This is a genomic window from Reichenbachiella sp. 5M10 (assembly GCF_002742335.1).
GTDB lineage: Bacteria > Bacteroidota > Bacteroidia > Cytophagales > Cyclobacteriaceae > Reichenbachiella.
The window spans coordinates 1,315,618-1,328,405 of the sequence record NZ_MDGR01000007.1 but is presented as its reverse complement, the minus strand read 5'-3'; the positions used below and the strand labels follow the sequence as shown (position 1 = coordinate 1,328,405).

Sequence of the window (12,788 nt, the reverse complement as noted above, 5' to 3'; positions counted from 1 at the left end):
ATAAAACATGACTCATTATGATAAAAAGCAGTTATACGTGGAATAAAAGCACATTTTATCCGCACAACACGAATAAAATTCAATACAAAAGAATTATTATTTATAGGAAAATGAACGTATTTTCAAAATCAATACAAAGCTGATCAAGCTCCTGAACCGTCTCCGCTGGCAAACTCATTGGGAGTAACTCCAAACAACTCTCTAAAAGTCTTGGAAAAATAAGCGGTTGAGTTGAAGCCCGACATAAAGGCGATCTCTTTGATCGATCCTGTTTTCTTCTTCAATAATTCGGCGGCATGCTTCAAGCGAATGGTTCGTATAAAATTGCTCGGGTTCTGACCAGTTAGAGAGTTGATTTTGCGATAGAAATGAGAACGGCTCACGCCGATTTCGCTGATCAACTGCTCCAATCCAAAATCAGAATCGCTCACATGGTCAAGAATTACCTTCGTCACATCATCCAAGAACTTTTCATCCAAAGAGTTGGTAGTCAATTCACTTGACGCCATTATTCCTGTCTGGGACACAAATTTTTCTCTCAGACGCTTTTTGGACTCCAACAGGTTTTTGATCCGAGCACGTAGTACGTTGACATTGAAAGGTTTGGGCAAGTAAGCATCGGCTCCTATTTCATAGCCTTCTATCCTGTCCTCTTCCAAACTACGTGCAGTCAGGAGTATCACAGGAATGTGACAGGTATCGGTGTTGGTTTTGATATTGCGACACATTTCAAAACCATCCATCTCTGGCATCATCACGTCACTGATCACGATATCTGGATAAAATTTCTTGGCCTTTTCAAGGCCTTCCTGACCATTGGCAGCTTCCTTGATTTTAAACTGGTGCCTCAGTTCATTCTTCAGGTGTACCCGCAACTCTTTGTTGTCCTCTACAATCAGGATGGTTTGATACCCAGATGTATCTGCCGTTTCATCCGAATCCAATACATTCATATCCGAAATCGAAATTTCATATTCCAAGGACTTGATGCTATTCATGTCAAAATCCTTGATCGTACGCCTGACTTCTTGGTTTCCCTTGAGCGCGTCTTGAAGTTGCTTGCTTTCCAACGGTAGATTCACTGTAAAGCAACTCCCTTGTCCATAATCACTCTCTACGGTGATCACACCATCATGCTGCTCGACGAGACTTTTGGTGAAATTGAGTCCTATCCCAGTACCAGAGTTGGTATTGTCGATGTGAAAAAAGCGATCGAAGACAGCACTAAGTTGCTCTTTCTTCAGGCCTATCCCTGTATCCTTTACTTTTATTTCTACGGATTCACCCAATTTGCGTGTCCCAAACAAAGTCCCCCCAACATCTTGTTTGTGATCGACTATCACTTCTACTTTTCCTCCCTTCGGAGTGAATTTGAGTGCATTCGACAGCAGGTTGGATAGCACTTTCTCTATCTTGTCCGGATCGAACCAAATAAACATGCCATCAATAGTCGACGAAAACGTCATTTCAATCTCCTTTTCTCTAGCCAGATCTTCAAACAACTTCGTGATGTCCTTGGTGAAAGGCACAATGTCCCCTTTTATAGGATCTAGAGGAGCCTTACCCAAATCCATTTTCCTAAAATCAAGCAGTTGATTGACCAAGTTGAGCAGTTTACGTGCACTTCTTTGGATGACAAACGCAGAATTCTTGACGATCTCTGGATCATTGAATGAAGAAATGATCTTATCTACTGGGTTCAGTATAAGCGTCAGAGGTGTTCTAAATTCATGAGACACGTTCATAAAGAACTGCAGCTTCATGTGGTCCAACTCACGCTCACGCTCCTCATTCACCATCTTGGTGTAATATTTGAAAAGCATCCATGTAGCCAATGAGATCAAAAGAATATAGATCGTATAGGCCCACCAAGTTTTCCATGGCGGTGGAAGTACTTCGAGCCATAGAACGGTAGAAGCCGCGGTACTCCAGTCCCCATTCAAAGAGGCCTTTACCTCAAAACGATAACTCCCCGGCTGCAATCCAGAGTAATTCGCCATGCGGGTCGGTCCCGCCTGTACAAAGCTCTGATCTGCTCCATGTAATTTGTAGGCATATTTGACACGGTCGGGATTATGCATGTGCAAAGCGACAAAAGAAAGGGTGATGTACCCTTCGTTGTGCTTCAAGACTATTTCTTTGGACTGATCCAATGCGTGCTCTAAAATGACCCGCCCATTCAACTCCTCTCCAGCATGTATGGAGTGATTCAAGATTTTAAAATCTATCAATATCGGCAATACTTGTAGCGTATCCTGGGCAATGTTGCGAGGATCAAAAAGGTTGAATCCGTTGATTCCTCCTGCCAATATTCGACCGTCCTTGAGTCGGGCAATCGACTTACTTTGGTATTCCATCTCCTGCAATCCATCACTGACGTTGTAATTTTTGAAACTTTCTGTTTCAAAATCGAAACAACTCATTCCACTTTTGGTGATGAGCCAAAGCTGCTTTTGCTCATCCTCCTCCACTCCTATCACTAGATTGTTGGGGATTCCATCTTCGGTAGAGTAGGTCTTTTTCAAATTGAGATCAGCACTCAATCTGTGCAAGCCCAAATCAGATCCTACCCAAATATCCCCCAAATGATCTTCTACGATATCATTGATCAATATGCCTGTGACATTGGGTTCATCGACTTTATTAAAAACCAACCCTTCGCTCAAATCGCCAGAGATATCAGCCCAACACATACCTATAGACGTGCCTACCAAAAGTCTCTCTTGTGAGTCTATGTATAATGAAAACACATAATCTCCTAAAATACTGGTCGAGTCATAGGGTGTGTGTTCAAATTGTACAAAGCTACCCGTCCGAGGGTCCAATACATTGAGACCTTCCTCTTGCGTCCCTGCCCATAATCGGTGCTTTTGATCTTCTACTGCACACCACACTGAATTTTGGGCAATGCTAGTAGAATCAGATTGGTCATGTTTGTAATGGACATAGCGCTTGGTCTCTGGATCAAACTTATTTAATCCCCCATCCAAAGTACATACCCAAATATCCCCATCATAGCATTTTTCCAAATACAGGACCTTATCAGAACTCAGTGAGTTGGGATTTTTGGGATCATGTCTAAACTGCTCAAACTTCCCTGACATTTCATCAAAATAATTGATACCTGCACCATCCGTACCTATCCACAATCGCCCCTTTAGGTCTTGCATGACAGCCTGTGCTATTCTAATATCAGAATCTTTACTCTTTTTGTAGAAGTTGTGCCCGAAAGCTCCTTTGGACAAATCCAACTTAACCATCCCTTCGTTGTATGTCGCAATCCAGAATATACCATCCTGATCTTGCAGCAACTTGGACGCTTGATTGTTGGGTATAGAGAAGGGATCACTAGAATCATGCTGCATATGATGCAACAGTTTCCCTTGAGTATCCACTACATAGACTCCATGGTCGGAGGTAGCAATCCAGACGTTGTGATCTTGCCCTTGATAGATGTCATATATCGCTATGCTTTCCTCTGCAATGACAGGGTTTTCAAAAACCTGATTTTGGTCCATCACAGCCAACTGCGACAGGTTATTGCCTACCCATACCTTGCCTCCCTTATCTACCATCAACGCCTTAGGCAAGTGATCTAAAGATTCTCCTCCATTGTTGGGGATGGTGATTCGTTGAAAATTGTCCTGATCAGGTCTGTATCTATGCAAATGGCTTCCTCCGGTCACCAACCAAACATTACCTTGTTCGTCAATATCTATACGAGAGACATCATTGTCATCCAAGGAGGTCTTGTCCGAAGGATGGTTGACATAGTGAGAAAAATGAAGTGCTTGTTCATCGCCTGAGTCAAAGCGACTCAATTCTGTCTTGCTCACTCCATTTTTAGTAGCCACCCAAATTTCATTGGTTAACGGGTTGTAATCAATGTCATTGATGACGTCACGCGTATTGATGTGAAAAAGATTTTTGTCGTATAAGTGTATCCGTCGGAAAGCCCCCTTTTCGTGTCGATATATGTTCAACCCATTCTTGGTTCCTACCCACAGGTTACCATATTTATCTTCTTCGAGAGCATAAACTCTGTTGTTGCTAATGGATGTGGAGTCACCAATGATCGGACGAAAAACCTCAAAACCATACCCGTCATAGCGGTTGAGCCCGTCGATCGTCCCAAACCACAAAAAACCACGGCTATCCTGAAACACTTCCAGGCATGTACTACTCGACAATCCCTGCGGTGTAGAGTAATTCTCAAATTTGAGATTGGAAAATTGGGGTTGTGCCCATGCCAAACTACAACTCAACAGCAACCCTACGACCAAATGACACTTTCTATTTGCTTTCATAATCCCTCCAAATCAATGCTGCAAGCAAAGTAGCCTTTACCGATTGCGATTGTGTCCAATCTAATCTTTTTTCAATAATAATAAATCTCTCTGCTGCTAATGATGAAGTCATCCTGAAACACAGCATGACTTCATCTCACCTTAAAATTAGGAAAATCCTCGACTCGTTCACAACAAATTTGCTCCATTACTTGCAGCAACTGTGTTTTGAGCATTCCTATGATATGGTCTCCACCTTGGCTACCCAGCGCAGCTACGCTATACATAAAGCTCCTGCCCATGAAAGTAAACTCCGCCCCACTGGCCAATGTCCTTGCTACGTCTGGACCTGATCGAAGACCACTATCCATCATGACCTTGATCTGACCTTTGTATTTCTCTGCGATACGAGTCATCGGCACGATACTCGACTGCCCTGCGTCCAACTGTCTACCTCCGTGATTGGAGACGATGATCCCATCCAATCCCAACTTGATAGCCTTCTCAGTATCTTCTTCGCTGGCAACTCCTTTCAATACGATCTTTCCTTTCCACTTGTCACGTATGGCTGCTATTTTATCCTCGTTTAGCCTACCCGAAAACGTTTGATCCATGAATTTACCGAGTTGCTTCATGTTTAGATTCTTGGGCATATAGGGACGAAGTGTCTCGAAATTTGGCTGACCGTTGATCAAAGTTCTCAATGCCCACTCTGGCCTCCCCATGATCTGTAGCATGTTGTTCACAGTCATACTTGGCGGCATGGCCAGCCCGTTGCGAATGTCTCTGGGACGAAAACCAAAAGTAGGTACATCGGACAGCAATACTAATACTGGACAACCGGCTGTATCTGCACGTTTGAGAATATCATCTCTCACCTCATCCTTGGCTGGATGATAGAGCTGAAACCACGCCCGCCCCTCGGTCAGTTCGCTGGCCTTTTCGATACTCATGGTAGTGACAGTACTGAGAATAAACGGCACATTGTGTCGAAAAGCCGCCTTGGCTAAAATCTCAGGAGCCTTGGGCCACATCAAGCCCTGCAAGCCCACTGGAGCAATCCCAAACGGCGCATCGTAGGTATGCCCAAATAGTTCGGTAGACATATCCGAATGCGTGTGCTTGGTCAAGTACTGAGGGATCAATTCCACATCTCGAATCTCCTTGGTATTCCTCACCAAATTCACATCCTCGTTGCATCCTCCATCGAGGTATTCAAAAGCAAATCGAGGCACTTTTTTCTTCGCTCTTTTGATCAAATCGTCTATCGACGGGTAACTGGAGTTATATGCCCACTTGCTCATAGTTCAAATATTTTGTTCATTACTACCCATTTTTCTCCCTTAGCGGCAAAGGGCAATCGCTTTTGGTATTGATCCATCAGTTCTTCCCATTCTTGCACTTTTGGATTGTTCTGATCCAAAGCATTCTTCTTTTCGAACGAAAAATCATCCCTTGCCTCCACGGTCATCACCAGTCGATCTCCCACATGATAAATTTCCATCCGCTCGATACCGGAATCTATGATGCTTTTCTGCACCTCCGGCCACACAGCCTGATGATGCTCTTTGTAAGCCTGGATCAATGAAGGATCATCCTTCACATCTAAAGTGAGTGTATATTTTTTCATTTAATAAAAGCTTATTGGTCTTTAGGTCAACGCTCGGTTTAGAAAACTAGGCTACTTCATAGGTACCTACTTGCAACACGTAATCAAATTTTCCCTTTCATCACACGCATGCCATAGCTGGCGATAAACAGGAAGCACAACAAGGGCAGTACGAAAGAAAAATTGACTTCTGGAACACCGAGAATCTCAATATCCGAATACCCTGCTCCTCCCAAATCCAATATCATCCCTTGTAGGGTAGGCATCAAGGCCCCTCCCACTATCGCCATCACCAAACCTGCTGCGCCAATCTTGGATTCGTCCTCACTCAAGCCTTCCAAGGCAATACCGTATATCGTCGGAAACATCAGAGACATACAAAACGAAACCATCACCAAACAATACAGCCCAATCATCCCTTGGATGAAAATGGTCCCCAAGACAAATACAATAGCAAGAGCCGAAAGCAGTGTGAGCAATTTGCCCGAATTGATATACCTCAACAGAAAGGTACAAATAAAACGCCCCGAGAAAAACAGCACGAAAGCCGCAAACTGATAACTGCCTGCCGTGACACCATCCACTCCGATCGATTCGGCATACTGGTAGATGTAGGTCCAACACATGATCTGTACACCTACATAAAAAGCCTGAGCCAATACCCCCTGTGCGTAGTGTGCCCTTTGGACCAATGTCTTGATGATCTGCCAAGTACTCAGGCTATCTTCTTCATCTTTGCTCTCTGGCATTTTGCTAATGACAATCAGTACAAATACAGCTATCACCACCAAACCTAGCGCCACGTATGGATCACGTATGACCATCAAGTCAGACTGTCGGATCGTCGCTTTGGCACTCTCTGACAGCCCACCAAAGTTGACGTCATCGGACTGAAGTTTGGCTAGTACGAAATTTTGCGCCACTAACAATCCACCAATCAAGCCCACTGGATTGAAAGCCTGAGCCAGATTCAACCGACGTGTGGCGGTCTCCTTGCTTCCCATAGATAGGATGTAGGGATTGGCGGTGGTTTCCAAAAAAGCCAGTCCAAAAGTCAATACATAGAGTCCCATCAAAAAGAAACCAAACTGCTGGGTAACGGCAGCCGGATAAAACAACAAGGCTCCCGACGCATACAATCCCAAACCGATCAATACGCCTGTTTTGTAGGAGTACTTGCGGATGAACATAGATGCTGGTAAGGCCATGGTGAAATAACCACCGTAAAAAGCCAACTGTACCAGCGAGGCTTGAAAATTGTTCAATTCCAATACCTTCTTGAAAGCCGACACCATCGGGTCGGTCACCGCATTGGCAAAACCCCATAAGGCAAATAATGAGGTGATTAAAATGAAAGGTAACAATACCTTTCGCGATACTACTTTTTCATTCGTCTTCATCATGCTTTTTTGCTTTATGAGAAATGTTAGTCTTTAGTATTCATATGCTTCACATTCAACATTCCTCTTTCCCCTCCTAGGGGGAGTATATCACGTAACTGATCGGTCGAAGTGTACATAGCCACCATCCACAAACAGCCACTGTCCCGTCGTATGAGCACTTCGCTCGGAAAGTAAAAATACGCTCATAGCTGCTATCTCCTCTGCTTCAGTCATTCTTTTACCTAGCGGGATATTAGCTACGATCTTCTCCAACTTCTCGTCGCGATTCTCAAAGGTGCTTAACCAAGTCTCATAGAGTGGAGTCATCACCTCTGCAGGAATCACAGCGTTGACCCTCACATCGTAGGGAGCCAGTTCTACCGCCCACTCTCTAGTCAGTGCGAGTTGAGCACCTTTGCTGGCGGCATATCCAGATGTACCTCCTTGACCTGTTACAGCCGTTTTGGAACTTACATTCACTACCGACCCTTTGTGTTCTTTGAGCTGTGGCAGTGCGTAGTGCACCATATCATAATAGTGCATCAAATTGGTCATGACCGATTGACGAAACCGTGCCGGGTCACCCTCTTCTAAGCCAGCACCATCATTGACTCCTGCATTGTTGACCACACCATCGATGCGACCGAGTGTAGCGACGGTTTCCTCCACTACACGCTGGCAGACCTCTGCTTCGCCCAGTTCTGCAATGATATTGAGGCATTGACCTCCCGCTGCTTTTATCTTCTTTTCTATCGCCTCGCCTGCAGCGACGGATCGCCCGACTACCACAGGTATAGCGCCTTCGGCTGCCAGCTCTAGCGTAATCGCCTCGCCGATCCCTTTGGCTCCACCCGTCACGATGAAAACTTTATTTTTTAGTTTTAAATCCATGTTTTTCTTGTATTGAGTACTGCGTAATTAGTATTGAGGTAGGCTGTAGAATTTAGCAGCCGTGCCTCCCATAATATGCCCCTGTTCTGTATCTGAGAGTTGGGAGATATGGGACTGGAGTAAGTCGTATATTCCCGAATAGCTCCCTGCCAGCAGACATACAGGCCAATCCGAACCGTACATCAAGCGCTCTGGCCCAAAATGCTCCAGACAAAAATCGATGTAAGGAGTAAAGTCCTCCCTTTTCCAATTTTTCCAATCAGCTTCAGTCACCAGACCTGATACTTTGACTGTCACATGCTTTCTTTCAGCGATGGCCTTCATGTATTTGGCCCAGTGATCGAAAGATGCCTCTTTGATCTGAGGCTTGGCGATATGATCGATCACCAGCGGCATCTCTGGCAGTTGATCGATGAATTGCAGCGTCTCTTCCAGCTGTCCCTGATGCACCAACACATCGTAAGTCAAGCCAAAATCCGCCAGCTTCTTCACTCCCGCCATGAAGGCCGAATCCGTCATAAAATCATCCGGTTCAGCTTGCAAAATATGTCTTACGCCTTTGAAAACCACTTGTTCGGTATAACGCTCCAAGTCTGCAGACAATTGATCCGATCTCAAATCAACCCAACCCACTACACCTCGAATAAAGTCATGCTTATTGGCTAGAGACAAAAGGAAATCTGTCTCCGCCAATGATTGATCTGCTTGTACGGCTACACATCCATCTATCCCCTTGTCCTCCAGAAGAGGCTGCAAATCCTCGGGCAAAAAATCCCGCTGTATCACAGCCATTTCTTCGGTGATCCAGGTATCCCTCAGCGGATCAAACTGCCAAAAGTGCTGGTGTGCATCGAGTCTCATGCGTCTGGGTGTGCTACAGCTGTTTGCTTGGATGTACCCAGACCATCGATACCCAATTCCATCACATCTCCTGGTTTCAAATAGACTGGAGGATCAAATCCCAACCCTACGCCTGCAGGTGTACCCGTGGAGATCACATCCCCTGGTTCCAAAGTCATAAACTCTGACAAATAGCTGATCACAGTCGGGATATCAAATACAAAATCTGACGTATATCCATCCTGAATCTTCTCGCCGTTGAGCTTGAGCCATAGGTTGAGGTTGTGTGGATCAGCGACCTCATCGGCACTCACAATATAGGGTCCGAGTGGCGCGAATGTATCGCAACTCTTGCCTTTCACCCATTGACCACCACGCTCGAGCTGGTAAGCTCTTTCGCTCACGTCATTGTGTAGGGCATAGCCGCCAACATAATCCATGGCTTCATCTTTGCTCACATAACTAGCGGTCTTGCCGATCACCACAGCCAATTCGACTTCCCAATCGCTCTTTTCGCTTCCTTTTGGGATCACCACATTGTCATTGGGACCACATAGACTGGATGTTGCCTTGAAGAAAATCACAGGCTCTTTCGGTACTTCCATACCACTTTCTTCTGCATGTTTCCTGTAGTTCAATCCGATGCATATGATCTTGCCTGGGCGATAGATCGGTGCATCAAACTCAGGGGTCTCTATCGCTTCCAGCTGACCTTTTTCGATCAACTCCTCTACCTTGCTAAAAGCATCCGATGACTCGAAAAAATCCCTGTCGATATCTTGGACGTGCCCTGCCAAACTATAGTGTGTATCACCAGCACTTACACCAGGCCATACTTTCCCTTCTTTTCTATATCTAAATAATTTCATGATTCTTCGTATTTTTTGATTGTAAAAATTCTCTTTTCTCATAAACAGTCACTCGCTGTTTCTCAAAACATCTCTTTGCAAGTGACTAGTCAAACTAAAAAGGCCGCTCGGATCAATTGCCATTGAGCGTCACAAAACCTCCATCTATCGGGAAATCTGACCCTGTAATAAAAGACGCCTCGTCTGAGCATAGATACAGTACCAAGTCACCGATTTCTTGTGGTTTACCCATTCGACCAATAGGCTGTGTTTGTGATAATTTTTCGAACATTTCCTCTTCCTTTCCTGGGTAATTTTTGGATATAAACCCATCCACAAATGGCGTATGGACCCGAGCAGGTGATATACTATTGCATCGAACTTGTTGTCCTAGGTAATCTTTGGCAATCGACAAGGTCATGGTATGCACAGCCCCTTTGCTCATCGAATAAGCAAAGCGATCATTGAGGCCTACATGTGCACCAATCGAAGACAGGTTGACGATAGCTCCCCCATCTCTCATCTTTGCAACACCCGTTTGCAAGCAGTGGTACACGCCTTTGACATTGACAGAGTAGACTCTATCCAAATCTTCCGCAGTTGTATTTTCTACATTGCCTACATGCGCGATACCCGCATTGTTGACCAGTATATCAAGGTTTTCTTCGCCTACTGCTCGATCAAATGCCTGCTGCACACTCTCCAACTTGGACACATCACAAGCAATGGTTTCAGCGTCTCCACCAGCTGCCTTGATCTCATCGACGACCAACTGACCTCCCTCTTCGTTGAGCTCGAGGATGGATACCTTCGCGCCATTTCCGGCCAATGATAGTGAAATCGCTCTACCGATACCGCTACCACCACCCGTGACAATGGCACGTTTCCCTGTTAAATCAAATTTTTTCATAGTGACACTCCTCTTTTCCAAAGTATAAAATCGTTTTGTTCTAAGTCCATCGCTTTGGTTTTCTCACCACTAGCAACGGCTATTATTTTTTCTAGAATCTCTTCTCCTACTTGTTCTATGTTTTTTTCACCACGAGTAATTGGCCCTGCATCCAAATCTATGATATCACTCATGCGTTCGCGAAGGCTCGTATTGCTAGATATCTTGATTACTGAAGCCAATGGATTGCCTGTCGGTGTACCCAAACCGGTAGTGAAGAGGATAATACTCGCACCCGATCCTGCCAGTCCTGTGGTAGATTCCACATCGTTGCCTGGTGTACATAGTAGATTGAGTCCTGGACGGGTGACTGGCTCTGTATAATCCAACACATCGCTCACGGGTGCTCGTCCTCCTTTTTTCGCCGCACCGGCAGATTTGATCGCGTCAGTAATCAAACCATCTTTGATATTGCCAGGCGAAGGGTTCATGTCAAAACCTGAACCAGCCGCTTTGGCTTGTGCTTCGTAGGCCCGCTGAATATCCACGAACTTCTCTGCCACACGATCCTCTGTACATCGATCAATGATGTCTTGCTCTACGCCGTTCAACTCTGGAAATTCACTCAATACCGTAGAAGCCCCCAGCGCCACCAACAAGTCTGATGCATAGCCTACCGCAGGATTGGCAGAAATACCCGAAAACCCATCCGAACCGCCACATTCCAGTCCTACGACCAGTTTGCTCAGTGACGCTGGCTTGCGCTCGATCTGATTGGCTTCTTTGAGTTGCTCGATCGTATCAGCAATGGCCTTTTTGATCAATTTCTCTTCCGATTGGATGACCTGCTGCTCCAAATAGATCACTGGCTTGCTTGCCTGCGGATATAGCTCCTCTTGAATCTCTTGAAACCACTGCACCTGCGCATGTTGGCAACCCAGACTCAGTACTGTAGCTCCCGCGACATTCGGGTGCTGTAGATAACCTGCCAGCAAACGCAAGAGCGTCTCTGCGTCACCACGTGTACCTCCACACCCTCCGTCATGGTAGAGAAATTTGATGCCGTCTACATTTTCAAACACTCGATTTCGCAACGGTATCTCTTGTTCCATCACCCCGCCGATTAATTCATGAGCATACTGCAAATACTCGTTGGGCTTTTTGTAGCCCAACGAGGACTTCAAGGTCTCCTCAATGACTTTAAGGTTGCGGTTTTCGCAGAAGACCAAAGGGATGAAAAGCCAGTAGTTGGCCGTCCCCACCTTCCCATCTGGTCGATGGTAGCCCTGAAACGTCCTCTCCTCCCATGCCGAGACATCGGGAGCTTGCCATTCGTATTTTTTTCTATTGCCGAGTGAGATGGGATCAGCAAAGTGCGTCACATTCTCGGTGGTAATCATCGCACCGATGAGCAAGTCTTCATTGGCGATAGCAACAGGGACCCCATACATTATTACTTTTTCACCTCTTTTCAAAGACTGCAAAAGCACCTTGTGCTTTTGCTTGATTGCCTCGATGTGAAATGACTGGCCATTGATCTCTACTTTTCCTCCTTCGTGATCCTTAAGCGCCACGGCCACATTGTCTGATCGATCTATGATTAAAAACTCTTTCATCTTGTTCATGCTTTGCTTTACAGCTTCCTTACTCCCATACAAACCTGCTGTCATTTGATCCTCAGTCTCCTTTTAGGAGCCTCAGTTCCCTAATTTTCAGCAGAACAGAAAGGTCGTACGGAATGGAATCTTTTGCTTCCTTGCCTCTTGCATAATTACACGAAAGCTTCAGTCTCCACAACTAAATCGACCTAGAATCACATTACACACGTGTGCACTTATTGTCTAAACATAGAATTGGAGCCAAAGTCAAAAATGAAACTCGAAAAAAGGGTTCTCATTTCTATCTGGTCATAGCACAATCTAATCCAGTAGTCAAAAGAGAATTGATAAACTTCAGGATGGGCTATTCGAAGTTAGTCTAACAGACACTACAGCTAGTGAGAATTGATTCCTATGGAGAAATCAAGGTTATTATTCCATTGTT

General features: G+C 45.2%; 9 protein-coding genes. All 9 read right to left on the bottom strand.

The window, feature by feature from the left end; genetic code table 11:
* Positions 1 to 143: 143 nt before the first annotated feature.
* The 9 genes from BFP72_RS05480 to BFP72_RS05440 all read right to left on the bottom strand — a co-directional run bounded on the left by BFP72_RS05480 (position 144) and on the right by BFP72_RS05440 (position 12,361).
* A complete protein-coding gene (locus tag BFP72_RS05480; RefSeq protein ID WP_099598183.1) occupies positions 144 to 4,307 on the bottom strand; it encodes a two-component regulator propeller domain-containing protein in 4,164 nt (1,387 codons plus the stop codon).
* A gap of 131 nt (positions 4,308 to 4,438) precedes the next feature.
* Positions 4,439 to 5,590: an alpha-hydroxy acid oxidase gene (locus BFP72_RS05475; RefSeq protein ID WP_099598182.1), complete on the bottom strand. Its 1,152-nt coding sequence runs from the start codon at positions 5,588 to 5,590 to the stop codon at positions 4,439 to 4,441.
* On the bottom strand, positions 5,587 to 5,916 hold the full coding sequence (locus BFP72_RS05470; RefSeq protein ID WP_099598181.1) for an L-rhamnose mutarotase: 330 nt from the start codon (positions 5,914 to 5,916) through the stop codon (positions 5,587 to 5,589). Before BFP72_RS05470 ends, BFP72_RS05475 begins: the two co-directional genes overlap by 4 nt.
* A gap of 83 nt (positions 5,917 to 5,999) precedes the next feature.
* Positions 6,000 to 7,298, bottom strand: coding sequence for an L-fucose:H+ symporter permease (gene fucP, locus BFP72_RS05465; RefSeq protein ID WP_255397159.1), 1,299 nt, complete (start codon positions 7,296 to 7,298; stop codon positions 6,000 to 6,002).
* Between the two features lie 87 nt (positions 7,299 to 7,385).
* Positions 7,386 to 8,168, bottom strand: coding sequence for an SDR family oxidoreductase (locus tag BFP72_RS05460; RefSeq protein WP_099598179.1), 783 nt, complete (start codon positions 8,166 to 8,168; stop codon positions 7,386 to 7,388).
* Between the two features lie 27 nt (positions 8,169 to 8,195).
* The gene (locus tag BFP72_RS05455) at positions 8,196 to 9,029 is read right to left on the bottom strand and encodes an amidohydrolase (RefSeq protein WP_099598178.1); all 834 of its coding nucleotides are present in this window, start codon (positions 9,027 to 9,029) and stop codon (positions 8,196 to 8,198) included.
* On the bottom strand, positions 9,026 to 9,877 hold the full coding sequence (locus BFP72_RS05450) for a fumarylacetoacetate hydrolase family protein (protein ID WP_099600693.1): 852 nt from the start codon (positions 9,875 to 9,877) through the stop codon (positions 9,026 to 9,028). Before BFP72_RS05450 ends, BFP72_RS05455 begins: the two co-directional genes overlap by 4 nt.
* Before the next feature lie 112 nt (positions 9,878 to 9,989).
* A complete protein-coding gene (locus BFP72_RS05445; protein ID WP_099598177.1) occupies positions 9,990 to 10,766 on the bottom strand; it encodes an SDR family NAD(P)-dependent oxidoreductase in 777 nt (258 codons plus the stop codon).
* On the bottom strand, positions 10,763 to 12,361 hold the full coding sequence (locus BFP72_RS05440; protein WP_099600692.1) for a UxaA family hydrolase: 1,599 nt from the start codon (positions 12,359 to 12,361) through the stop codon (positions 10,763 to 10,765). The genes BFP72_RS05445 and BFP72_RS05440 overlap by 4 nt, the downstream gene beginning before the upstream one ends.
* Between the last annotated feature and the right edge of the window lie 427 nt (positions 12,362 to 12,788).

Coding starts and splice junctions, on each gene's coding strand:
- BFP72_RS05480 (WP_099598183.1), bottom strand. CDS start 4,307: ATGAAAGCAAATAGAAAGTGTCATTTGGTCGTAGGGTTGCTGTTGAGT.
- BFP72_RS05475 (WP_099598182.1), bottom strand. CDS start 5,590: ATGAGCAAGTGGGCATATAACTCCAGTTACCCGTCGATAGACGATTTG.
- BFP72_RS05470 (WP_099598181.1), bottom strand. CDS start 5,916: ATGAAAAAATATACACTCACTTTAGATGTGAAGGATGATCCTTCATTG.
- fucP (WP_255397159.1), bottom strand. CDS start 7,298: ATGATGAAGACGAATGAAAAAGTAGTATCGCGAAAGGTATTGTTACCT.
- BFP72_RS05460 (WP_099598179.1), bottom strand. CDS start 8,168: ATGGATTTAAAACTAAAAAATAAAGTTTTCATCGTGACGGGTGGAGCC.
- BFP72_RS05455 (WP_099598178.1), bottom strand. CDS start 9,029: ATGAGACTCGATGCACACCAGCACTTTTGGCAGTTTGATCCGCTGAGG.
- BFP72_RS05450 (WP_099600693.1), bottom strand. CDS start 9,877: ATGAAATTATTTAGATATAGAAAAGAAGGGAAAGTATGGCCTGGTGTA.
- BFP72_RS05445 (WP_099598177.1), bottom strand. CDS start 10,766: ATGAAAAAATTTGATTTAACAGGGAAACGTGCCATTGTCACGGGTGGT.
- BFP72_RS05440 (WP_099600692.1), bottom strand. CDS start 12,361: ATGAAAGAGTTTTTAATCATAGATCGATCAGACAATGTGGCCGTGGCG.